The following is a 24569-nucleotide window of genomic DNA, read 5'->3' on the forward strand; positions in this document are numbered from 1 at the left end:
TTTGTGGAGGCTGATCCCTTTGACCGAGGTAGATCTTATCTTGTACATAATCAGTCGACATGGCATCCTTCAGCTTCTCAAGTGTTGGCTTCGCCTTACTTGAAAAACTGGAGTTTGCTCTCTGCTTTAGAAATTCATCAACCACTTTGACACCACAGATGTCTCGGCCGCCTCCCCCAGTGGAATTTATTTTATGGGAATAAAAACCTTGTATCAGCAGCATGAAGCACGCCTTACCGCCATCAGGCGCTTTCTGCCAGGCCTCGCGTTTATTAGCGGTTTTACCTGGGATTCGGTGTCCATGGGGCGGGTGGTTTCATTTTATGACCTCCTTATTCTTACCACTTACTATTTCGGCGCGGGTCTGATCCTCGTCCTTCTGGTGCGAGAGATACAACCCCGCTGGCAAAACTGGTTCACCTTTCTTATCCAGTTTTTTTTCGGCAGCCTGTTCAGCGCCCTGGTGGTCTTTTATTTCAAGAGTTCCGGTTCCCTGTACACTTTTCTGGTCGTGATATTCCTGGCTTTGATGCTGGTTTCCAACGAATTTATTGCCGAAAGATATCGGAGCCGGACCCTGACCTGGACCATGTTTGCCGCTTGCGGCACCATGTATCTTAATTTTCTTATCCCTCACGTCGTCCACTCTATCAAGCCGGTCTGGTTTTATCTGAGCTGCATTTTCAGTCTGACGGTGGTTTTCGCGATCCACGGCTTCGCTTACGCCAAGCAACGCGAATCCATGACAATTGAAACCAAAAGATTGCAGTATCTCAGGGAGTTACTACAAATGGCCCCGTCCCTGGCAGTGGTTGCCCTGCTGGTGGTTCTCTATCAGTTTCAACTCATTCCACCCGTGCCGCTGGTCTTGAAGGAAAGCTATATCTGCAAGGACTTCAGCAGCGAGAACGGAGTCTATCAGTGTCAGGCCGAAAGACAATCCCTGGCACGGGCCCTGGGCTTTGGTGGTGACGTCATTCATATTACCAAAGGGGAGAAGATCTATAACCTGAGCGCAGTCTTTGCGCCGACCCGCATAACTGTCGACCTGGAGCAACGTTGGTGGTTATGGAATGAGCAGCTCGGCAGCTGGCTGGCCAGTGGTGTGGTGCCCCTCCCGATGGTCGGGGGGCGTAAGAATGGGTGGCGCACTTACAGTTACATCCAGGCCAGCACTCAAGCGGGAGACTGGAAAGTAGAAACCGCCCTTAAGGATGGTGCGGTGCTTGCCGTTGCCTACTTCACGGCCAAAGATCAAGTAGAGCCAGCGCCCCGAACCCATGCGGTCAGGGTACTCTAGACAGGTCAGCTTCTTTTATCCAGAGGCAAAATCTTTTAAAGAGCGCGACATACCGCCGCGAGTCCTCTAGCCCCAAATCATGCATTCCGTAACGAAGTCTCTGGGACCTGCCCCTGTTACATATGGTGGCAATATCAAATACGACGGCTTTCGTTGAGAAAACTTACACCCACCAATTTTCAATCACCATATTTTACCCATTAGAATCAGACACTTACCAACACTTGAAGGATTATCCCTCTTGGCCTGATTGTTGCGATTATATCGGGCTGACAGCGCATGATGCCCTGCTCAAATTCAGAGCCACAAATAATCTTTTCAACTGCTGGTTTAAATTCAGCACACCAAAAAGAGGCTATCATGAATCACATGATAAACTATTCAGGATGGATAACCGGAGAGCTGTGGATCGAACAACTGGTGGGTGTGATGACTTTAGGGTTGCTGATTGTCATGCTCACACGAGTTTATCGCACCTTCGTTACTATTGAGTTCGAACCGGTGCGGCGGCAAAGGTTGGTTCCGTGCCGGTTGACCAATCTTCAGGCCAAACGGCGAGTCGTCTATGTCGAGCCAATTAGCCAAGGTATGAATAACGCGATTTTCCATAACAGGAGGACACATGACCGTCCAAGTCGACATTGTCACACTGAGCGTTTTGGTGATTGTCATTATTTTTGCGGCGACACTGCTGCCGATGATCTGGCAGTGGAAAAAGACCGGCAAGGAGGCTGATGCGCTGTTGAGCGAATTGCGCCGCGAATTGGTCCCAACTCTGAAAGACGTCAGGGAGATAACGGAGCGCATCAACCGGGCCTCGGTGAAGATTGAAAAAGGGAGCGGCCACGCCGAAAACCTCTTCGAATCCCTCGACGAGATTGTCGGTTCGGTGCGCCAGATCAGCCATAGTTTTCGTTATGATGCCTGTCATCTTGCCGAGAACGCCGCCTTCCTCATAACGGGTCTCAGAGCAGCCATCAAGGTTTTCTCCAAAGAGACTCAAGACAAAGGAGTTTAGCGTATGTCAGAAAAAAATTCGAACGGATTGGGCCTGACTTTTTTAGCGTTTACCCTGGGTGCAGCCATCGGAGGGGGGCTGGCATTGTTAACTGCTCCCCGTTCCGGGGCGGAATCGCGGGAAAAGATGCGAGGAATGGTGGACGACAAACGGGTGAAATTGGATGAACTGACAGAGGACGCGGAAACCCGAATAAAAAAAGTGATTCAGGAGAGTCATGAGGTTCTTGAGAAGAAGGTTGATCTTATCAAGGCCGCACTTAAAGCGGGCAAGGACGCGATAGACGCAGAAAAAGCTAAACAGAAAAAATCAACCAAAGCAGACACACCTGCCGATGCTTAGGGAACAGATGGTCCTGAAGCTATAGCAGCTTTTAGACCGAATTGGAGAACCTTCTCCAATTCGGTCCCACCCAAATTGCGACAACTACCCAAAGGAACAACCATGGCCAAAGGAACCTCACAGCTGATGGCAATTATTCTACTGATCGCTGGAATCGCACTTCTGATCTGGGGAAGCGATCTTTACGGTGCGTTCGGCAACAAGCTTACACGAGCTCTCGACGGCTCCGTTGACACCAAAACAATTGTAGTCCTGGTCGCAGGAGGCGTCTGCACCCTCCTCGGCCTGGCTAAACTCAGAGGATAGATAAGCGCCGCTCAAACATTGGTAAAGGGAGTCTGTCCGTCTGTTGCAAACACAGGCAACACGCAATCTGCACAGAGAGTGGAATAGCGGTATACAGACAATCAGCCACCAGCAACCAAAAATGGGGAGTTTTTTATGCTTTGGACATTTTGCGTCATACTGATCGTACTGTGGGTTTTAGGGATAGTGACCTCCACGACCATGGGCGGGCTGATCCATATTCTGCTGGTCATAGCGGTTATCATGGTCCTGGTGCGTATCATCCAGGGAAGAAGGATTTAGTAAGGAGTTAAAGCCTTCGGTAAAACAATTTTTTCAAAAGAAAGGGCGCACTGCGGTGCGCCCTTTCTTTTGAGGTTTGCTTAAAAAGAGATGTTGATGCCCCCGCCAAAGTACTCGGCGCGCAAGGCGTAGAATTGGCCGAAGGGCAAATTGCCGTGATAGTACTCACCAAATATCTGAATCGAGCGTTTCTCGGCATAGGGGCTGCGAATGTTGACACCGGCCTTGACGGTTAGGTCCGTATCCCAGTCGGTTTCTGCCCAGGAATGCCAGAGAACGCTGGCAAAGGGGTAAGCTGTTGAGGTGATGACGGGCTTGGTGAGGAGATAATCTATCCCCGCCTGAGCGCTGAAGCGCTTGAGGGGGGTCGAGGTATGGACAATATAGGAGGGTCCGGCGGTGAGGCGCAGACCTTTCCAATCCCAACCGGCGAGCAGTTCGATGGTCTCGAAGCTTAAGTTGATGCGAGGTTTCTTCAGTTCAGCGTTCTGAGGCAGCAGCAGAAACTCGTCCCCCAGGTGAGAAGACTGGTGGAAGAGACGCGCCCGGGCAGACCAGACCCCATTTCGATAACCCAGCGGGAAGCCGATAATATAATCCGCGTTGACCAGATCGAGGGATTCGGCGTCCATATTGAACTGGGCAAGGACTGCCCCGCTGATACCCAGCTGCCAGGCATCGGTCTCACCCCACCCAGGCACGCGCACCAGCCCGAAGCTATCGCCAAACCCGACCGAACCAACGTTTAAGCTGCTGCCGGGGAGGTTAAGGCGCAGCCAGGTGACATAGGTGCGAGGTTCCTTGGCGCTCGACAATGAATTCACGAAGAGAGAATCCACCGGAAAGAGGATCGCAGAGCGGTTGGCGACCGGCTCCGCCTTCTCCGTTTGCACAGCGCTGAATCCGGTAATGAGAGGAAAAAACAGGACCAGAATCAGGAATAAAATTAACTTTTGCATCGCGAAACTCCATTGAGGGGTGAATTTCTTTGTTGCGTTGTTGGATACGCATTTAAAAACTTTCCTTTTCAAGGGTTTTCACCACCACATCGGCAGTCACCATACCCTCAACATCTTGAGGACCCACCAAATATTGAGGCCACAAAAAACAGTCACGGAAACTTTGCCTCTTGTTAATGCAGAGCTAACAGACCGTAATAAATCACTTTTTATTTTTAAAAATACAAATTACGAAATTGGCAAACTCCTTGCGGAGACTGTAAGCATATCCTCTCTGTCTCATCTTTGGTAGAAGCTGCCAGTTTCCAGAAAAGGAGAAATATTTTAACGGCAGCATTATCGGCATAAGGCGAGAAGAGCAGTCAATTGAAAGATTGTCCCAGACAAATCAAGACTAGCTTAAATGAACTCTAAAAGGAGTACTTATGAAAATGTTCAAATCGAGTAGAGCCTACCTGATACTTACAGTCATTCTGTGTGTCATTGCCAGCGGCTCGCTGGCTCTCGCTGGATCCCATCATGAGAAAAAAAGCCACCATGTCAAGCCGGCCAAAGACCTGCCAACTGCTTCTACAACCGATATCCTTGGCTCCGCCGCACAGTTCGGCGTTTTCGGCGGCGGCGCCGGCATGACAAACCAGGGAATTCTTACCATTGTGAACGGGGATATCGGCACAACCGGTGTATCGACCCTGGTGACCGGATTCCACGATAGCAATGCCGTATTTACCGAAACCACCATGAACATCGGGCAAGTCAACGGTACCGTACACACGGCCACCGCGCCGGCCGGTTCGGTCCCGAACGTTATTGCCGCAGCGGCCGCACTTGATGCTCAAACCGCCTTCGACAATCTCTCTCCCGCAGCGCTTCCCGGTGGCATAGATGTTTCCGCCTTTGGTGGCGGAGCCGGCGAACTCGGAAATCGCACCCTCGCACCCGGTGTGTATCAGTCGGCGCCAGGTTCCTTTGCGATCCAGGGCGGAGATCTCACCCTTGATGCCCGTGGTGATAAAAAAGCGGTCTGGGTTTTCCAGATGGCAACCACACTGACGGTCGGCGGCCCGGGTGCAGCTTTCCCCCAGAGCGTCATTCTGGTGAACGGCGCGCAGGCCAAAAACGTCTTCTGGCAGGTCGGCAGTGCTGCAACAATTAACGCAGCAGGCGGCGGCACCATGGCAGGAACCATCATTGCCTCTTCCGGTGCGGCATTCTCTACAGCTGGTAACGTCGTCCCCGTGATTCTCGAAGGCCGTGTACTTGCCCTGCATGCTTCTGTCACTCTGGTAAATACCCAGATTAACGTACCCGCAGTTAAATAGAGGCTGGTGCCTGAATGAATAATCGCAGTTGAAACTGCTTTCAATAAGGAAACAACATGAAGAAGTTAAAGGTCGGCAAAGTTTATCTGGTTTTGATGGTCATGCTGAGTGTTATCTTCAGCAGTTCGCTGGTTTTCGCCGGCTCCCAACAAGACTGCAATGAGCATAGGGATGATTCCAACAGGCATGAGCATAGTTCACTTGTCTATGCTGATTCCCATCTGCATCGTAAGCACAACAATAAAGAGCACAACAACAACGGTAACACCAAAGAGCCCAACAACGACAACCACAGTAACAATGGCAATAACAATCCACCCAGCGTTCCGCCCGTCGTTTTAACGCCTAACGTCCTTGGCTCCGCTTCATTGTTTGGAGTTTTCGGTGGCGGCGCCGGCATGACCAACCAGGGAATTCTGACTGTCGTTAATGGCGATATCGGCACCACCGCGGCCTCGACTTTGATCACCGGTTTCCACGACAGCAATGCCGTTTTTACCGAAACTCCCCTGAATATCGGGGCAGTCAACGGTACCGTACATACGGCCACTGCTCCATTTGGTTCGGTCCCGAACGCCATTGCCACCGCGGCGGCACTTGATGCCCAAATCGCCTTTGATAATCTCTCCCCCGCCACACTCCCCGGTGGCATGGATGTCTCCGCCTTTGGTGGTGGAGCCGGTGAACTCGGTAATCGCACCCTCAGCCCCGGAGTCTATCTCTCCGCTCCGGGTTCCTTTGCGATCCAGGGTGGTGATCTCACCCTGGATGCCGCTGGTAACGCCAATGCAATCTGGGTTTTCCAGATGGCCACCACTCTGACGGTTGGTAGTCCGGGTTTCCCCCAGAGCGTTGTTTTAGTCAATGGTGCTCAGGCCAAGAACGTCTTCTGGCAAGTCGGCAGTGCGGCAACGATTAACGCAGCTGGCGGCGGCACCATGGCCGGAACCATCATTGCTTATTCGGGAGCTAGCTTCTCGACTGCCGGCAATGTCGTCCCCGTGACTCTGAATGGCCGCGTACTGGCCCTGCACGCTTCAGTCACGCTGGTAAACACCCTGATTAACGTGCCTGCTCCCTAAGAAACAGGTTTCAAGACAGGCAATAAGAAGGGAGCCAGGCTGCTGATTAAAAGCAGACTGGCTCCCTTCTTTGTGTCTATTAGACTTTTGGTGCTACGGTTATTCTTATGACCGGACGATCCCCAGTTTCCGCATCCGGGCGCGGAGGGTGCTGGGATTGAGGCCCAACAGAAGTGCCGCTCCGTTTTTGCCATCGATGCGCCAGCCAGCATCCTGCAACACCTGAAAAACATAATCACGTTCCAGGTCGATCAAAGCCACAACACCCTGCCCCACCACTCCTTCTGTCTGTCGATCCTCGTCAAAGCAGTTCAAAACCTGGAGAGTTGAACCCTGACTGATGATAACAGCCCGCTCGATGACGCTCTCTAATTCCCACAGGTTTCCGGGCCAGGGATATTCCTGAAGTTTCTTCAGGGTCGCTTCAGGAACGGTCGTTACCTCCCTGCCAAGCTTCTGATTAAATTGGCCTAGAAAGTGATCGACGAGCAGCGGGATATCTTCCTTGCGTTCCCGGAGCGGCGGCAGGGTGATGGAAAAAAGATTGAGTTGGGCATAGAGGTCTTGCCGGGACTTGCTGTTGGGGATTTCTTTTTTTAAATTGCGGTTGGTGGCCAGAATGATCCGCACATCGGTCTTGATGGTGCGGAGACTCCCCAGGAGTTCTAACTCACCATCCTGAATCACCCGCAGGAGCTTGCGTTGCAGCTCCAGCGACAGGTTACCGATTTCGTCAAGAAAAAGGGTACCGCCAACGGCCATTTCGAAGCGTCCGATCTGTCGGTTATCGACTCCAGCTCCTTCCTCTTTTTCTTCCCCTAAAAGTTCGCGGGCGATACGGTTCTCCGGCAAAGCTGCACAGTTGACCGTGATCATCGGCTTGTTTTTGCGCGCACTGCAATGGTAAATCATGCGAGCGATCATGCCCTTCCCAGTGCCGGACTCACCCAGAAGAAGAACAGGAGCATTCAGGGGCGCAACCTGCTTTACACTCTGAAACACCTTCGCAAGAGCGGCGCTTCGACCTATTATTTCGTCGAATTTTAACTGCGGCGCGACCTTTGTCTCGAAGGAATGCTTTTCTGGTGGTATGAGGGTTCTCAAAAGTTATGTCTCCGTCTATCCATCCGGAATTAACACTATTGTTTTCCTGGGCCTATTGGTGATGGCCAGGGTGTGATTAATTGAATTTGCAACTCGCGTACCAGAGGTGGTACGCAAAGAAGGTCAGCCAAGCATTTGATTTTACTGGGGGATATGCACTAAAGATGGGCTGGGTCGCGCCGGACCCGTAAAGATGATCCGTCACATATAACCATGCTGTTATATATGACGGACCACTCTATGAAAGATATTCTGGGTGTGCAGAGTTTTCTCTATTGCCTGGCAATGCCCATTTTTCGCATGCGGGCACGCAGGGTGCTGGGGTTGAGACCCAAAAGGAGCGCCGCGCCGCTTTTTCCTTCGATGCGCCACCCGGTTTGCTGCAGCACCTGGCAGATATGATCGTGTTCCAGATCAGCGAGGGCCTTGATTTCCTGGTTTTCAACCTCACTGGCTCCCACATCCGCCACAGCCTGGATCATTTCAAAGCGGTCCAGAACCTGAAGTGAATTTCCCTGGCTGGTAATGACCGCCCGCTCGATGATGCTTTCCAGCTCCCGCACGTTGCCGGGCCAGTGATACTCATGGAGATGGTTCAGAGTGTTGGTCGAGACCGTCTCTATTTTCTTCCCGATTTTTTTGTTGAAGATGGCAACGAAATGGTTGACCAGCAGCGGGATATCTTCCTTGCGCTCCCTTAAGGGCGGCAGGGTGATAGGGAACACGTTGAGCCGGTAATAGAGATCCTGCCTGAACTTGCCGGTGCGAATCTCTTCTTTCAAATCACGGTTGGTGGCCGCGATGATCCGCACATCGGTCTTGATGGTGCGGGGGCTGCCCAGCCGCTCAAACTCGCCGTCCTGAATCACTCGCAGGAGTTTGCTTTGCAGTTCCAAAGGCATTTCACCAATTTCGTCGAGAAAAATAGTGCCTCCGTTGGCCAGCTCAAAGCGGCCGATCTGCCGGGTATCAGAACCGGTAAACGCTCCCTTTTCCCGGCCGAAGAGCTCGCTTTCCACCAGAGTAGCAGGAAGCGTCGTGCAGTTGACCGTAATAATGGGATGGTCCTTGCGCGTGCTGCTGCGATGGATTGCTCGCGCCACCACCCCTTTACCGGTGCCGGTCTCCCCCAGCAACAGCACGGTTGCATTCATGGGTGCGACCTGTTGGACCTGTGAATATACGACCGCAAGGGCATCACTTTGACCGACGATTTCGCCGAAATTGTATTTTTTGTCCACCTCATTCCGCAGGTAAACATTCTCCTCTTTGAGCCGGTCTTTCAGCTGTCTTATCTCCGCATAGGATTTATGCAGGGATTTTTCTGCCTTTTTACGTTCCTCTACTTCCTGGATGAGTTGCATATTCGCACTGGTCAGGTCACTCGTCCGCTCTTGCACCGTCTCTTCCAGCCGCATGTTGTGATGCTGGAGTTTTTTGTACAGCATCCGCACTTCCAGCATATTGCGGATCCGCGTCTTGACTTCGACCAGTTCAAATGGCTTGCTGATGAAATCCTTTGCGCCGACTTCGAGGGCCCGCATCTTGTGTCCCGGTTGGGCGGTAATCACCAGAACCGGAATATAGCCCTCCGGGTTTTGGGCCTGAAGGGCTTCCATCACCTGAAATCCATCCATTCCCGGCATCTGCAGGTCGAGCAGGATCAAATCGTAATTATTTTCGTGGTGCAGCGCACAGACTTCTACAGGGTTCGTCGTTGAAGTCACGCAGGTATAGCCAGCGTCACTCAGCAACTGTTCCAGCAGCTCCACATTGGTCTTCTGATCATCGACAACCAGGATTTTGGCGTTTAAAATTTCGGCGGTCATGTTTTTGATTTTCCCTTTTCGACGGCCATGGCCGCCTCCATTTTTGCATGTTTCAGCGTCAGGTCCAGGGTATCCATGAACTCGGCTACCTTGATCGGTTTGGTGAGATAGCGGAAAAATCCGGCTTCAAGCCCCTTTTCAATATCGCGGGGGATAGCATTGGCACTCAAGGCAATGACCGGAATGTGCGCTGTTTCCGGAATGTCAGCCAGAATTTTCAGAGCATCAATGCCACTGATACCGGGCAGATTGATATCCATCAAAATCACATCCGGCTGAGAGGTGCGGGCAATCTCGACCCCTTTAATTGCGTCTTGCGCACTCAGAAAGCGAATGTCGGGCCGACGCGCCAGAAGATCTTCGACCAGCATCAGGTTCGCCGGGTTGTCCTCAACATAGAGCAGGGTCCTCTTCTGCTCGTCCGCTTGATCATCCGTTGCGACGATTGTTGTGAATTGGTGGATGTGGGTGGACGCCTGGTGTTCAGTCGTCTGAATCAGTTCGAACCAGAACACGCTCCCCTCCCCAACCGTACTCTCAAATCCGATACCACCACCCATCGATTCGACCAGACGCTTACAGACCACCAGGCCGATACCGGTCCCTTCTTCAACGTCACCCTTTTGGCCGAGGCGATTAAACGGCTGGAAGAGTTGCGTAAGCTGTTCCGGAGTCAGCCCCGCGCCGGTATCACGGACACTGATTCGAATAAAATCCGGGGGGGTCAAGGTACAGCTCACCGTAATCGTTCCGTATTCCTTATTGTACTTGATCGCGTTGGAAAGCAGATTGAGGAGTATCTGCTTCACCCGTGTCCGGTCGGCGTTGACAAAACAAGGGGATTTAATCTCGGAGAAGATCACCTGAATATTGCGTTCCTTGGCCTGAGGTTCAACCATGGCCTCGCACTCGTTCAAGACGTCCTCAAGGGAGACCGGTTCCAGTGATAGCGAGAGTTTACCGGACTCGATCAACGCCAGATCGAGGATTTCATTGATCAGTTCCAGCAGATACCAGCCGGCTTTTAGAATTTGATCAATGCTCCTCTTCTGGACAGGGGTCGGCTCCGGCTTTCCCGATTCCATCAGCTGTGCAAACCCGAGAATCGCTCCGAGCGGGGTACGCAGCTCATGACTCATGCTGGAAAGAAAATCTGATTTAGCGAGGTTAGCTTTTTCTGCCACCGACCTGGCACTCTCCAGTTCGACGTTCTTTTCCCTTAATGCCTCATCCAGGCGTTTGCGCTCGGTCACGTCGCGGGCCCCGAAGAAGATGCCCTGTAGCTTGCTGTCCCGATCGTAGAAGACGTTGGCATTGAAAGAGACCACCGTCTCCTTGCCGTCACGGGCCCGTGCGGTGAGTTCATAGTTAGAGGTGTTTATTTCTTTCAGCACCCGTTTAATCCCGTCCTCGACCAGAGAAGGATCAGTGAAGTAGTTCTTGAATGGTGCGCCGATCAATTCCTCGCGCGTGCACCCGGTGAGCGCTTCCATCTGCTTGTTAACATCGGTGATGATGCCGGACGGATTGGTGGTCGTGATCGCGTCAATGTTAGCTTCAATCAGGTTGCGGGTATAAAACTGCTGGTCCTGCAAACGCTGACTGAGTTCCTTCTGCTCTTTCTCAATCTGTTTGCGCGCGGTGTTATCTGTACCGATAAGCAGATAGCCAATAATAGTCTCTTGATCATCACGCAGGGCGGTGACCGAGACGACCGCCGGGAAGCGACTGCCATCCTTGCGGATATAGGTCAGCTCGTAGATATCCTCAATGCCGCGCCGCGCCTTGAAGACCAATGCGTCGAAGCCCGGGGTGATCTCGGTCTCGAGCTCGGTACTGAGCGCCTGGGCGCGGGTGATAATCTCCTGGGGATCAGAAATATCAGCCGGGGTGTTCTTGTTCACCACCTCGGCGGCGGTGTAGCCGAGCATCTTCTCGGCGCCGACGTTGAAGATCTGAATAACCCCCTCGGCATCGGTGGCGATGCTTGAGAAGTTGGCGCTATTGAAAATCGCCCTCTGCAGCGCTCCCGCCTGGAGGAGGGCCTCTTCGGCCTGTTTGCGCGCAGTGTTATCGGTACCGATGAGCAGATAACCGATGATGGTCCCCTGATCATCACGCAGGGCGGTGACCGAGACGACCGCCGGGAAGCGACTGCCATCCTTGCGGATGTAGGTCAGTTCGTAGATATCCTCGATGCCGCGCCGCGCCTTGAAGACCAATGCATCGAAGCCCGGAGTGATCTCGGTCTCGAGCTCGAGGGTCAACGCCTGGGCGCGGGTGATAATCTCCTGCGGATCGGAGATGTCAGCCGGGGTGTTCTTGTTCACCACCTCGGCGGCGGTGTAGCCGAGCATCTTCTCGGCGCCGACGTTAAAGATCTGGATGACCCCCTTCTCATCCGTTGCAATACTCGAGAAGTTGGCGCTGTTGAAAATCGCGCTCTGCAGAGCTCCCGCCTGGAGGAGGGCCTCTTCGGCCTGCTTGCGAGCAGTGTTGTCGGTACCGATAAGCAGATAGCCGATAATAGTCTCTTGATCATCACGCAGGGCGGTGACCGAGACGACCGCCGGGAAGCGGCTGCCATCCTTGCGGATGTAGGTCAGCTCGTAAATATCCTCAATGCCGCGCCGCGCCTTGAAGACCAGGGCGTCAAAGCCCGGGGTGATCTCGGTCTCGAGCTCAATGGTCAGCGCCTGGGCGCGGGTGATAATCTCCTGCGGATCGGAAATGTCAGCCGGGGTGTTCTTGTTCACCACCTCGGCGGCGGTGTAGCCGAGCATCTTCTCGGCGCCGACGTTAAAGATCTGGATGACCCCCTTCTCATCCGTGGCGATACTCGAGAAGTTGGCGCTGTGGAAAATTGCGTTTTGCAAGGCGCCCGCCTGGATCAGTGCCGCTTCGGCCTGCTTGCGGTCGGTAATGTCCTCCATGGCCAGCAGGATAATGTCCGAACCGATTTTCTCGCGGAAGATCTGCCGCGCATTGAGCAGGATAAACTTGTGGCCGATGCCGGGAAAATCATGTTCAACTTCGTAGCCATTGATCACGGTATCCAGGGGGAGGATTTCCTCGACCAGCAGTCGCAGTTGGGGAATATCCCACTGTCGGTTGCCGATATCATAGATGAAATTCCCGATTGTTTCCTCGGGGGTGACTTTGAACATCTCGTAGAAGCTGTGATTGGCGGTAAGAATTTTTAAATCGAAATTAAGCACCACCAACGGCTCGCGCAGCGTATCGACAATATTTTCAGCGTATTCCCTGGCGTCCTGGATTTCCATTTCCAACTGCCTGCGCTCGGTAATGTCCTCCATGGCCAGCAGGATAATGTCCGAGCCGATTTTTTCGCGAAAGATCTGGCGGGCGCTGAGCAGAATGATCTTGTGCCCGATGCCGGGAAAATCATGCTCGACCTCATAGTCCTTGATCACGGTATTCCGGGGGAGAATTTCCTCGACCATGAGTCGCAGCTGGGGAATGTCCCATTGCCGGTTACCGACTTCGTAGATGAAATGACCGATGGTTTCCTTGGGGGTGACCTTGAAGGTCTCGTAGAAGCAGTGGTTGGCGGTGAGAATCTCCAGATCAGAGTCCAGCACCAACAGGGGCGCACGCAGGGTTTCGACAATATTCTCGGAATATTCCCGCGCATCCTGGATTTCGGATTCCAACTCCCTGGCCACCGTGACATCGACGATAGAGGAAAGGATGTCCCTCCCATCGCTCTCATTCGTACCCAGGACGGTACTTTGAATCTGGGTATGGATCACCTGACCGTTTTTTTGAGTCAGCTTGATTTCACAGCCCTGCATATCATTTTTTTGTAAAACATTTTTTAGGTGACAGCTAAAAACTTTTCGCCCCTCGGCATCGGCGATGAAACGGCTGATGGGAATATCTGCGAGCAGTTCCCGCTCAATACCGAGCAGACTGGCGCCGGCCAGGTTGATTTCCTGTATCAGCCCCTGCGCATCAAAGGTGAAATAGCCGACAGGAGCAAAATCATAGAGTTCAGAATATTTATCCCGCGATAACTCAAGCTTTTGTTGGGCTTGTCGGAGTTCGTCACTCTGCATCTCCAGCTCGATCTGGTGAACCTCTAGTTCATGGACGAGCCGCTGCGTCTCTTCCTCATTGTGGGGGAAATTCACCGAGGATGATCTCTCCCCCAGCTGATCTTCGGCAAGCAGGCGTAATTCGGCGTCTGCTATCGGCTGCCCCTTGCGTTTGTTGCTTTTCATGACGGATTCCTCTGGACTTGGGGTGGGGAAAATGGTTTTTATTTTCTAATATTGAAACTAAAGTTCAGCCCCAAGTTGATTCCTGATTCCTGCTATTTAATTTTTTTTTTTTAGAAGTACGCATGATATCAGCCTTACTTTGAAATAGCCCCATAAATCGGGGAATCAATTCCGATTTTCCATAATAATCCTCCATATTAAACAGTTCCGCCAAATACCAAGGCCAGGCCACCGTTACATCCACCTGCCTTCTCGCCTGTCTCTCTTTGTAAATAACCGATATTAAACCCTTATTCTGCAATAAAATTTTTACCTCGGGTTTGGCAGGCTCCTTGCGATAGTAGGCCATTATCCTTATTTCGCCCACAAATCAACCCTTACCGGAAGGACTGTTTCTCTAAACGCAGGTCATGATCGTTGAATCTAAAAACGATATGACCAAGGAGAGTGATCGCAAAGAAGGGTTGGATGAAATTAAACGTATTTTCACTGAGTTTTACAGGAGGCATTAATGAAAAGATTGAGAATGTTGAAGACGTGTCTGGGATTTGGGTTGTTGTTGAGTATTTTTCTACTCTCCGGCTGTGGGGGCGATGCTGGCGTGGGTGTCTGGGACGCACCCACTAATAATACAAATAAACTATTAACTTCCATCTCGGTGACGCCAGCAGCGTCATTCGTCCCCATCAATGGTATTCGACAATTCACGGCCACTGCTTCATATGACGATGGATCGACCGGCGACGTCACCGCTTCTTCCAGTTGGACTTCGTCTACCCCCGCTATTGCCACCGTTGGTACTATTGCACCGACGACTGGCCTGGCCACTGGCCTGACCAGCGGCGTCTCGGATATCACAGCCTCTTTCGGCGGCCAGACTGCGACAGCTACATTAACGGTAGCAACCTTGACCTCGCTCCAGGTGACCCCTGTTTCGGCTTCCGTCACGCTGGGTGGCACCCGGCAATATACGGCTCGGGCGACTTACAGCGATGCGTCAATCCACATCGTGACCTCCGATCCCGCCACGGTCTGGAACTCGTCGATCCCCGGCGTTGCCACCATCTCGGCCAATGGCCTTGCGACAGGCGTGGCCGACGGCACCTCAAATATCACGGCCACGTTCGGTGGACTGACTTCGGCCGCGGTAACTTTGAATGTTGATGCGACACTCCCCTTGATAATTATCCCCGGCGCGGTTTGTACAGTAGACAGTGGGCCCACCATCCCGACAGTCACAATGTCCGATCCGACCAGTGATAACCTGCTTGTGAAGACCAGCACTGCGGGTGTCGCCAATAACGGCAAATTAATTACCGCCACCTTCAGCCTGGCCATGGATCCGACAACAATCACTGCGCCGCCCACATTCACAATCATGGAGACTGTAAGCTTAAACAGTGTGGCCGGTTCCGTCACCATGGATGCCACAAACAAGATTGCGACCTTTACCACCGACGCAGCGCTATTGCCTGATACGGATTATACAGCGTCTATTTCGACCGCCGCCATGAGCGCTGACGCCATCGCTATCTCCTGTCCTTATGAATGGGACTTCACCACCGCCACCAACGTAGCCACAGGTGTCGGGTCGGTCAACTTTGGTGCAGCCGCAACCTTCGGAAGTGCCTCGACCGCCGGGATTGTCAACGTCGGCGCGACCACAGTCAACGGTGATGTTGTTCTGGATCCCGATTTTACCTGTAATGGTGTAACCGTCGGCAGTGCCGGACTTATCGGCCAATGCAATGGTATCGCGCCCACAATCAACGGGGATGTCATCAGCCCTTTGTATCCCGATGCAGGCGTAACTTCCGGTAAGATTGTTGCCGATTTACGGGCCGCATATATCGCCCTATCGCCCGCTCAAATGAGCACCGGAGTCACCACCATTGCCGATGGCACGACTTTAGGGGCCGGAGCTGGAACAGCCGCCGTACTCAACGACAACTTGTTCTTCCCTGGTATCTACAAAACCACCTCAGGGGGGATGCTGATTACGGGTGATCTCACCCTCGACGGCCAGGGCGATTCGGATGCGGTCTTTGTTTTCCAGTCCGACAGCTCAATCGGAACGGCAGCCACCGGCGCCGCCGATCCTCATACCCGGATCCTCCTGACCAATGGCGCCAAAGCGTCCAACGTTTATTGGTGGGTTGGCAGCAATCAGGCGACCCTCGGAAGTCACACGATCTTTCAAGGCAACATCCTGTCCTATAGCAGCATCACCATGGAAACCGGCGCATCCTCCTGCGGCAGATTATTTGCCGGGGCGTCTACCGATGGTGCCTTTACCTTCGGTGATAATATCGTTTCGGTACCGGGGAACGTGAACGCTCCTGCCGGCTGCAAGTAAGGACCAGAGGTATTCAGCGCAAAAAACAAAACAAGGGAGACAGGCAAAAATAGGCTTCAGCCTGTCTCCCCTTGAATCTTCTAAAATGTTGAAGTTGGAAAGTACAACGGTAATCACGGATAAGATTCATCCACATAATTTTGGGAGCTTCATATGAAAAGAGAATATTCAATAGGTTTGCTTCAAAAGAAGATGTTGCCATTGTTGTTAGCGGTTATCCTTCTCTGTCCCTTGGCGGCTCAGGCCGAGATCAAGGCCAAGAGCTTTGAGTTGAGTCCTTTTATTGGCTACCATTTCTTTGAGGGTCAACAGAACCTGGAAAATGATTTTGTCTTCGGCGGCCGCGTTGGTTATAACTTCACCAACCGTTTTGGTATTGAAGGCGCCCTGGAATTCATCAACACTGGCGTTGATGATAAAAATCAAGCATTTACCTCTAAAGGCCAGTTTGCAACTCCAATTAATGACGTAGATATGACGTCCTTTCATCTGGACGCTCTCTATCATTTCATGCCGGAGAGTAAACTTAATCCCTACATCGTGGCCGGGTTCGGCGCTGCTCATTATAACCCGAGCATCAGCGATAACCTCATGGCGATTGTTAGTTACGGGGTCGGCGCGAAATACTGGTTGGTCGAAAACATCGGGCTGAGAGCCGATCTCAGAGATAATATGGTTGTGGATGAAACATTCCACAATGTCGAAGCAACTCTGGGCGTTATCTTCAGATTCGGCGGCGATTCAAAACCCGAAGCCACCCCGGTCGCGAAGTATGAGCCGGCCCCCAAGCCAGTGGTAGTAGCTGAAAAGCAGGTTGTCGTCGCTCCGGTTAAACCAGAGATCACTGTTCTGGAATTCGACGACGTCCATTTCGATTTTGATAAGGCGACCCTCAAACCCGCCGCGAAGAAAAGTCTGGATGAATATATCCAGGTCCTGAAGAAAAACCCCAGGGCTAAAATCCGTATCGAAGGATATACCTCCGAAAAGGGCACGGATGAATATAACCGGGATTTAAGTAAAAAAAGAGCCGATGCCGTCAAGTCGTACCTGATGCGCGAAGGGGGCATAAAGTCGAGTCGCCTTAAATCCTTCGGCTATGGCGAGACCGACCCGGAAGCCTATGAGGCAAATCCTGAAATAATCAACTCGCGTGCCGCAAAGAAAAACATGCGCGTTCTTTTTGAAATAGCCGTGCAATAAGGGGATCAGGTTCGGGCAGGGGATATTTTTCAGACCCGACCTATAATTTGTTCAAGACGGGCAAATCAGCCCTCTCTGTAACCCCAAAGAAGCCCGTAACCGATAATCGGTCGCGGGCTTCTTTATTTTATTTTGACCCGATTTAATCCCGGACGGCAGAGTCTACATTCGACTCCGGAGTGTGATTCTGAAAGGTCATTCTCCCTTCCATCTCCCACCATATTTAACGGTTTCGTTAAATATGCGGGGCTAGAGTGACGCCCAGACAAACTTCTTCAACCATCAAAAATACGAAATTATTCTATATAATCAATAACTTACGCACGAAATGCCTATTTGGCACAGAAGGTGTAACTATAGATTATTGACAGGTCATCCGATTTGTCACCATTCAAACGAGGAGTAAGTAAAATGTATAAAAAATTAAGAAGCAATTTGGGGTTTTTGGGACTGTTCCTGATCATCGCTCTGGCAGGCTGCGGCGGTAGTGGTGATGGGGGAGCTGGGGGCCAGGCGAATCTGGGTCCCATTGGGAATGTCAGTGTTGAAGCGGCCGGCGTCAACCTGGGAACAGCCGGCAACTATGCGATCCTGGCAAAAACCGGTGTCGCAACCGTTCCCCCTTCGGTCGTAACCGGCAATGTTGCCGTGAGTCCAGAGGCCCGCGTGGCGTTAACTGGCTGGGACCTGGTGTCTGAACCAACGGATACCTATTTTACCTCGGCGCAAGTGGTTGCCCCGGGAAAACTCTATGCGGCCGACAATGTGGGGGGCACAACTTCTGTTGACCTGACCACCGCCGTAGCCAACATGGAAACTGCTTACACTGATGCCGCCGGCCGGACCGCATCCTCGGCCGCAACTACCAACGTCGGTGCTGGCACCCTCACCTCCTTGGTTCTTCTCCCAGGCGTCTATGAGTGGGGTAGTGCTGTTACCATTCCCACCGACCTTACTCTCGCTGGCAGTGCAACCGACGTGTGGATCTTCAAGATCGCCGGGACCCTCAACATGGCCGCTGCCAAAAACGTTATCCTCACGGGTGGCGCTCTTCCCCAGAACGTCTTCTGGCAGGTGAGTGAAGCAGTGACCGTTGGTGCCAGCACCCATTTCGCAGGAGTCATCCTCGGTCAGACAACCATCACCTTCGGCGATCTTGCCTCGCTCAACGGGCGGATGCTGGCGCAGACGGCGGTCACTCTTGGTGCAACGACAGTAACCGTTCCCTAAGGACGAAAATCAACTGAGCTAAATCAAGTGGAGTGGTGAACAATCAGGTTCACCACTCCACTGAATCTGAAAAAGGTCCCCAGGGAGGGGGCAAAAATGAATAAGTTTTTAAAAGGCACCAACAAATGGGTTATGGCCCTGCTCCTCGTCGCCTTTGTCGCCGGCTGCGGCAACAGTAACGATACGACCGGTTCCAATGAAATTACGGCATACTCTCTGAGTGGAACTGCTGGAGTTGTCACTGAAGGGACAACTCCCAAGACCATTGACGTGGTGATGCCCTTCGGGACAGATCTCTCGCAGGCGCTGATTGCGACCTACACATCCACCGGCATTAGTGTTGGAATCAACAAGGTTCTGCAGGAGAGTGGAGTCACGGAGAATGTTTTTCTCTCGGTTCCCCAGGCTCCGGTCATTTACACCGTGACCGCGATAGACGGCTCAACGGCGACCTATGATGTCAACGTTACTGTGGCGGCAAACGATGCCGCTGTCATGACCACCTTTTCTCTTGGCAATACTGCAGGCATTGTCCATGAGAACACAGTTCCCAAGACCATTGACGTCGTGATGCCCTTCGGGACGGACCTGTCGCTCCCGCTGGCAGCGACTTTCGTGGCGACAGGGGACGTTAAGATCGGCACCATCCTTCAGGAGACTGGCATGACGAATGTGTTCCCCCTGAGCCCCCCGGCTTCGGCGATCTACACCGTCATTGCTGCAGATGGCATCGCAAAGGCGACCTATGAAGTCAACGTCACTGTGGCGGCAAACGATGCTGCTGTCATGGCCTCTTATTCAATTAACGGCTTTAATGGAATTATCAGCGAAAATACCAATCCCAAAACCATCGCAGTGTTGATGCCTTTCGGGACAGACCTGAGCACTGATCTGGCCGCAACATTCACAGCGTCCCCCGGAGCAAATGTCACGATTGAGACGACACCTCCGACACCGCAGGTAAGTGCTGTAACGCTGAATAATTTCAACAATCAGGTCATTGTAAGCTATACGGTTACCGCTGCTGACACCGTTACAACCGCGACTTATGATGTCTCCGTTACTTTGGCCCCCGATACCGTACCGTTTGTCGACCTTGGAACAGCTGCCAACTACGCGATTTTGGCAAAAGCTGGTGTTTCAACGGTTCCCTACTCGGTCGTGACCGGGAATGTCGGTTTAAGTCCCACCGACAGAGGCGCTTTAACCGGTTGGTCGGAGACCTCTGACACCACGGATACGTACTCGATTTCTGCGCAAGTGGTTGCACCTTTCGAACTCCACGCCGCCGACTATCTGGGAGGATCGACTTCAGTTGACCTGACCACCGCCGTCGCCAACATGGAAACCGCGTACACCGACGCCACCGGACGGACCGCAACCTCGGCCGCGACAACTAACGTCGGTGCCGGCACCCTGACGTCCTTAACCCTCACCCCCGGTGTCTATGAGTGGGGGACCGGAGTTATCATCCCGACCGATCTCACTCTCAATGGTAGTGCAACTGATGTCTGGATCTTCAAAATTGCCGGGACCCTCGACATGGCCGCTGCCAAGAATGTCGTCCTCGTGGGTGGCGCACTGCCTGAGAACATCTTCTGGCAAGTTACCGATGCGGTGAACATTGGGGCGAATACCCACTTTGAGGGAAATATCCTCGGTAAGACTGCAATCACATTTGGGAATCTCTCATCGATCAACGGACGACTGTTGGCTCAGACTGCTGTCGCACTTGACGCGACCACAGTTACCGCTCCTTAATGCCAATACTCGCCAGGGACTCTTGAAAACCAGGCGAATATTACTGCCCAGTAGGGCAACTGTTTGAAATATAACCAAGAAGCCCGCAACAAGTCATTTGTTGTGGGCTTCTTTATTGAGCAGCCTGAGATGACTCATCGCGACCACCGGGGATTATTGTGCAAATTAAGGAAAAAGGACGGTTACACTCATCTTCCCGCTCAGGGGATCCCTTTCGCCTAGGAGGCTGTCGGACTATGAGGGTCGAAGCGAAAATTCGGAAGTTTGAGAACAGATTTTGGTTCGTTTGCAGGCTCATAGCCGTAGCTATGAGACAAAAAGGAACTAAAATATGGGCCAAACAGCCGGATTTGCAGCTGGCTCATGGATAGTCCGACAGGCTCCTAGCTGTGGCATTTGGCGGTCTTACTAAATGTGACAGTTTTCCTTAACGGTATTTCCCTCCACTCCGCAATATTTTTCTTAATTTATTCAATAAAAACAAAGCCTTAACCTTGCTAAATTAGAAAATATTTTCTCGGCAAGGTACTTGCTCAGTACTATGAGTAAGTTCTCGAGTTCTCTGCGTACATTCGTCAGAGCATTCGTCATTCGGGTTTTAACCTGAAAGGTAGTAGCAGGCGCCTGGTTAACCACTAAGAATTCCGTTTTAGCGGCTTAACAAGTCCCCAACGAGGAGACAAATATGAACAGCATTAAAGGGTATTTAAATAGTTGGTTTCTGGGGTTACTCCTTATCACTTTTTTGGCCGGGTGCGGCGGCAGTAGTAACAGCGCTACCGATGCCACAACCGCCAAAGACACGAAGGCTATCACCACGTTTTCGCTTGATGGCGCCACCGGGATCGTCGCAGAGTCAGCCAGGGAGATTCTGGTGACTCTGCCGAACGGCACACCACTAGAAGCTTTGGTTGCGAAATTCACCCTCACCGGCGAATCCGTCGCTGTCGGTTCGACGCCGCAGACGAGTGCTGTCACACGGAATGACTTTAGTAAACCGGTTGACTACAGGGTTACCGCTGAGGACAAGACCCAGACGGTATATACCGTGACCGCGACCGTTGCTCCGGCTGAAGCCAAGGCCATTACCAGCTATTCGATTCGAAATGGGGCTGTTTTCATTGATGAAGCGACCAAGACTATTTCCGTGATCATGCCGGCCGGGACCGACAAAACGGCTCTGGTTGCGACTTTCATCACCACGGGGCAGTTCGTCGACGTGGTGAATACCGGACTCCAGCAGGAGAGTGGTTTTACGGTGAATGATTTTACCGATCCAGTAGACTATCTGGTGACCGCTGGCAATTCAACAGAGGCAACTTATAGCGTAACAGTGACTGTGCGCTCTGCCCTTGGGCCCGACCCGGTCAATCTCGGCACCGCCGGCAATTTTGCAATTCTGGCCAAATCTGGGGTCTCAACCACCGGAGCCACTGCCATTGTCGGCAATATCGGCGTGAGTCCTTCCGCCGCAAGTTACATCACGGGATTTGCCCTCACCGCTGATTCCACCAACACCTTTTCAATCTCGTCGCTCGTGACCGGGAATCTCTACGCCGCCGATTATGCCACACCAACCCCGGCGAATATGACCACGGCGATCAGCGATATGGAAATCGCCTTCACCGACGCCGCCGGACGCTCAAACACCGATTACACCGAACTCTATGCCGGAGACATCAGCGGGCGCACCCTGGTTCCAGGCCTCTACAAATGGGGCACCGGAGTTCTTATCACCAGTGCCGGTGTGACTCTTAGCGGGGGAGCCGACGACGTCTGGATCTTCCAGATCGCTCAGGACCTCACCGTCAACAACAGCGCCATTGTGCACCTGAGCGGCGGAGCCCAGGCCAAAAATATCTTCTGGCAGGTTTCCGGACAGGCGACCTTGGGTACGGCGGCAGACTTCAAGGGGATTTTGTTGAGTCAAACCCTGATCTCGTTCAATACCGGCGCCAAATTAACCGGCCGAGCCCTGGCACAGACCGCAGTAACATTAAATGCCACGACCGTCACAGCGCCTTAGCAGCAGAATATATCCCCTCTGGCACACAACCAGAGGGGACTTTCATTTGTCATAAGGTATGGCTGTTGCCGCTGCTCGGCAACTGGAATAAACCAAGGCAGGTTGAAGCAAAATGAACTTACTCGCATTTGATTCATTACTTGAGTTACTTTCAAAAGTTTATTAGGTGAGTCTGGAGGGACCAAACATGAAAATATTTAAAAGCTATCGCAATAAATGGATCATGACCCTGTTTATGTTAATATTCGCAGCCGGGTGCAGCAACAGTAACCACATCTCCATCAGTTCCGCGAGGGTAACAAATGCAAAGGCGATCACGACTTATTCGCTGAACGGGGCTGACGGGATAATTGATGAGTCGGCCAAGACCATATCAGTCACCATGCCAACCGGGACGAACCTGACCGCCCTAACTGCGACATATACCACCACGGGGAAGTCCCTCGCTGTAGGTCCTACGCAGCAAATAAGTGGCGGCACCCCGAATGACTTCACTGCTCCGCTGAGCTATACGGTCACCGCTACTGACAGTTCAACTGCGATCTATACCATAAGCGCATCCGTTGCTCCGTCCGAGGCCAAAGCGCGCACCAGTTTTTCGCCGAGTGGTGTGACAGGAGCCATCAATGAAACGACCAAAACCATAGTGGTGGCCATGCCAACCGGGGCAGACCAGACTTGACCTTCAATACTGGCGCCAAAATGTACGGACGAGCGGTGGCACAAACCGCAGTAACATTGAATACGTCGGCCATGACTTAACCTAACCTGTAAGACAAGACCCTCCTCCTTGGATGACAGGTGAGGTTGATCCTTTCCGGAGCTCAGGCTCCGGGAGGAATTTTTACCTTTCAGCACCCGCTAGCCAAATCAACCCCTTCAGTCCATCAACAACCAAATGAGCCAAAATCATCTCGTTCTCTTCACACGAGAATCCATCTTTTAGGCGTCAGCGCACACTGCGATTCGATAGGCGTTCTTCCCTGCCGCTTTGGCCAGGTACAGCGCCTGGTCAGTGCTCTTCATCAAGGATTCCGCGTCCTCGCCATTCACTGGATAGATACTGACCCCGGCGCTGGTAGTTATGTCCACAATATGATCCTCTATGTCATAAGGTTGCGACACGGCAGCGATTACTCTGGCCGCCACCAAGGCCGCATATTCAGCTCCGCTGACGTGCCACAGGGCGATGGCGAATTCGTCACCCCCAAGGCGCGCCACGGTGTCCTCCTGGCGCACAGCAATCAACAGGCGTTTTGCGACCATTTTCAGCAAGATATCCCCGACGCCGTGGCCGAGGGTATCATTGATCGCCTTGAAGCCATCCAAGTCCAGATAAATCATGGTCATGGCACCCCTGTTCCTCTGCGCATGAACCAGGGCCATCGTTATCCTGTCGTCGAAAAGTCGACGGTTGGCAAGGCCTGTCAGAGGGTCATTCAGCGCCAATTCTTCCAGCAACGCTACGTAACTGCGAGCCTTCTTATGCAACAGGCGAACTTCCACCATGTTACGTACTCGCATCAACACTTCGGCCAAATCGAAGGGTTTGCTGACGAAATCTTTTGCGCCGCTCCGCAGCGCACGTAACTTGTGAGTTGGTTCGGCGGTCACGGCGAGGACTGGCAGGTAGCCATCCGTTTCAAGCTCCTTCAGGCCTTCCATCACCTGGAAACCATCCATATCGGGCATGCGCAGATCGAGAAGGATTAAATCGTAATGATTTTCACGGTGCAGCGCGCAGACAGAACAGGGGTCCTGGGTTGTGGTAATTTGCGTATAGCCGGCACCCCGCAGCATTGCTTCAAGCAGTTCCACATTGGTTTCCAGATCATCCACGATCAGAATGTCGGCATTCAGGATATCGGTGTTACTTACCATGACCAGGCTCCCGGGCATCTTCGGCGTTTGATTCATCATTTGCATATTCCAGGCATTTTCAGGAACGGGATTAGCTGTCTCATCCGGTCCCGACCAACAGAATGAATGCATAACCGAAAGTATTTCCGGCTAAAAACAGAATCATAATTTTTTGCTTTAACCAGTTAATACATCGCAACGACCGTGCCAGAGAAGACCTGCTGGTATTTCCGCTACAAAGGTATGATTTTACATGGGAAAACAGGGAGGGGCCCTGAGAGGAGCAGACGGTGGCCACCAAAAGGTGCGGCCCTGAACGACATAACTTTTAAATATGATGGGCGG

At 52.4% G+C, this 24569-nt stretch carries 19 protein-coding genes; 13 read left to right on the top strand and 6 right to left on the bottom strand.

What is annotated here, in order from left to right:
* Positions 1-193 precede the first annotated feature (193 nt).
* The 5 genes from D888_RS0112080 (at position 194) to D888_RS24035 (ending at position 3248) form a co-directional block, all read left to right on the top strand.
* A complete protein-coding gene (locus tag D888_RS0112080) occupies positions 194-1300 on the top strand; it encodes a DUF2914 domain-containing protein (protein WP_083928849.1) in 1107 nt (368 codons plus the stop codon).
* Positions 1301-1922: 622 nt separating this feature from the next.
* On the top strand, positions 1923-2318 hold the full coding sequence (locus D888_RS0112085) for a hypothetical protein (protein ID WP_020676820.1): 396 nt from the start codon (positions 1923-1925) through the stop codon (positions 2316-2318).
* Between the two features lie 3 nt (positions 2319-2321).
* Positions 2322-2660, top strand: coding sequence for a YtxH domain-containing protein (locus D888_RS21545; protein WP_020676821.1), 339 nt, complete (start codon positions 2322-2324; stop codon positions 2658-2660).
* Positions 2661-2762: 102 nt separating this feature from the next.
* Complete coding sequence (locus D888_RS0112095) at positions 2763-2966, top strand: DUF3185 family protein (RefSeq protein ID WP_020676822.1); 204 nt, start codon at positions 2763-2765, stop codon at positions 2964-2966.
* Between the two features lie 135 nt (positions 2967-3101).
* Positions 3102-3248 carry a lmo0937 family membrane protein gene (locus D888_RS24035; RefSeq protein WP_020676823.1) on the top strand — a complete coding sequence of 49 codons (147 nt, stop codon included), beginning with the start codon at positions 3102-3104 and terminating at the stop codon, positions 3246-3248.
* An 80-nt stretch (positions 3249-3328) separates the two neighbouring features.
* Here D888_RS24035 and D888_RS21550 read toward each other — a convergent pair whose 3' ends face one another.
* A complete protein-coding gene (locus D888_RS21550; protein ID WP_020676824.1) occupies positions 3329-4207 on the bottom strand; it encodes a DUF1207 domain-containing protein in 879 nt (292 codons plus the stop codon).
* Positions 4208-4632: 425 nt separating this feature from the next.
* On the opposite strand from D888_RS21550, the gene D888_RS21555 reads away from it, so the two are divergent.
* Together D888_RS21555 and D888_RS21560 are read left to right on the top strand one after the other, a co-directional pair.
* Positions 4633-5529: an ice-binding family protein gene (locus D888_RS21555; protein ID WP_051092377.1), complete on the top strand. Its 897-nt coding sequence runs from the start codon at positions 4633-4635 to the stop codon at positions 5527-5529.
* Positions 5530-5585: 56 nt separating this feature from the next.
* Positions 5586-6611: an ice-binding family protein gene (locus D888_RS21560; protein ID WP_051092378.1), complete on the top strand. Its 1026-nt coding sequence runs from the start codon at positions 5586-5588 to the stop codon at positions 6609-6611.
* 105 nt (positions 6612-6716) lie between these two features.
* Here the strand turns inward: D888_RS21560 and D888_RS21565 are convergent, their stop codons facing one another.
* The 4 genes from D888_RS21565 to D888_RS0112135 all read right to left on the bottom strand — a co-directional run bounded on the left by D888_RS21565 (position 6717) and on the right by D888_RS0112135 (position 14137).
* Positions 6717-7715, bottom strand: a complete 999-nt coding sequence (locus D888_RS21565) for a sigma 54-interacting transcriptional regulator (RefSeq protein WP_020676825.1) — start codon at positions 7713-7715, stop codon at positions 6717-6719.
* A gap of 272 nt (positions 7716-7987) precedes the next feature.
* Positions 7988-9544 (bottom strand): sigma-54-dependent transcriptional regulator, encoded by a 1557-nt coding sequence (locus tag D888_RS0112125; protein WP_020676826.1) that lies wholly within the window; start codon positions 9542-9544, stop codon positions 7988-7990.
* On the bottom strand, positions 9541-13788 hold the full coding sequence (locus D888_RS23690) for a PAS domain S-box protein (protein ID WP_020676827.1): 4248 nt from the start codon (positions 13786-13788) through the stop codon (positions 9541-9543). Before D888_RS23690 ends, D888_RS0112125 begins: the two co-directional genes overlap by 4 nt.
* Before the next feature lie 64 nt (positions 13789-13852).
* Positions 13853-14137, bottom strand: coding sequence for a hypothetical protein (locus D888_RS0112135; protein ID WP_020676828.1), 285 nt, complete (start codon positions 14135-14137; stop codon positions 13853-13855).
* Positions 14138-14299: 162 nt separating this feature from the next.
* Here D888_RS0112135 and D888_RS23695 point away from each other — a divergent pair, with 162 nt between their 5' ends.
* The 6 genes from D888_RS23695 to D888_RS0112175 all read left to right on the top strand — a co-directional run bounded on the left by D888_RS23695 (position 14300) and on the right by D888_RS0112175 (position 23046).
* Positions 14300-16144, top strand: coding sequence for an ice-binding family protein (locus D888_RS23695; RefSeq protein ID WP_020676830.1), 1845 nt, complete (start codon positions 14300-14302; stop codon positions 16142-16144).
* A gap of 153 nt (positions 16145-16297) precedes the next feature.
* Positions 16298-17347 carry an OmpA family protein gene (locus D888_RS21575; protein ID WP_020676831.1) on the top strand — a complete coding sequence of 350 codons (1050 nt, stop codon included), beginning with the start codon at positions 16298-16300 and terminating at the stop codon, positions 17345-17347.
* Positions 17348-17758: 411 nt separating this feature from the next.
* On the top strand, positions 17759-18577 hold the full coding sequence (locus tag D888_RS21580) for an ice-binding family protein (protein ID WP_020676832.1): 819 nt from the start codon (positions 17759-17761) through the stop codon (positions 18575-18577).
* A 96-nt stretch (positions 18578-18673) separates the two neighbouring features.
* A complete protein-coding gene (locus D888_RS23200; RefSeq protein WP_020676833.1) occupies positions 18674-20338 on the top strand; it encodes an ice-binding family protein in 1665 nt (554 codons plus the stop codon).
* A gap of 685 nt (positions 20339-21023) precedes the next feature.
* Positions 21024-22364: an ice-binding family protein gene (locus D888_RS21590; protein ID WP_020676835.1), complete on the top strand. Its 1341-nt coding sequence runs from the start codon at positions 21024-21026 to the stop codon at positions 22362-22364.
* 187 nt (positions 22365-22551) lie between these two features.
* On the top strand, positions 22552-23046 hold the full coding sequence (locus D888_RS0112175) for a hypothetical protein (protein ID WP_020676836.1): 495 nt from the start codon (positions 22552-22554) through the stop codon (positions 23044-23046).
* Between the two features lie 260 nt (positions 23047-23306).
* Here D888_RS0112175 and D888_RS0112180 read toward each other — a convergent pair whose 3' ends face one another.
* Positions 23307-24284: a GGDEF domain-containing response regulator gene (locus tag D888_RS0112180; protein WP_020676837.1), complete on the bottom strand. Its 978-nt coding sequence runs from the start codon at positions 24282-24284 to the stop codon at positions 23307-23309.
* Positions 24285-24569: the final 285 nt, after the last annotated feature.

The sequence above is a fragment of the Geopsychrobacter electrodiphilus DSM 16401 genome (assembly GCF_000384395.1).
GTDB lineage: Bacteria > Desulfobacterota > Desulfuromonadia > Desulfuromonadales > Geopsychrobacteraceae > Geopsychrobacter > Geopsychrobacter electrodiphilus.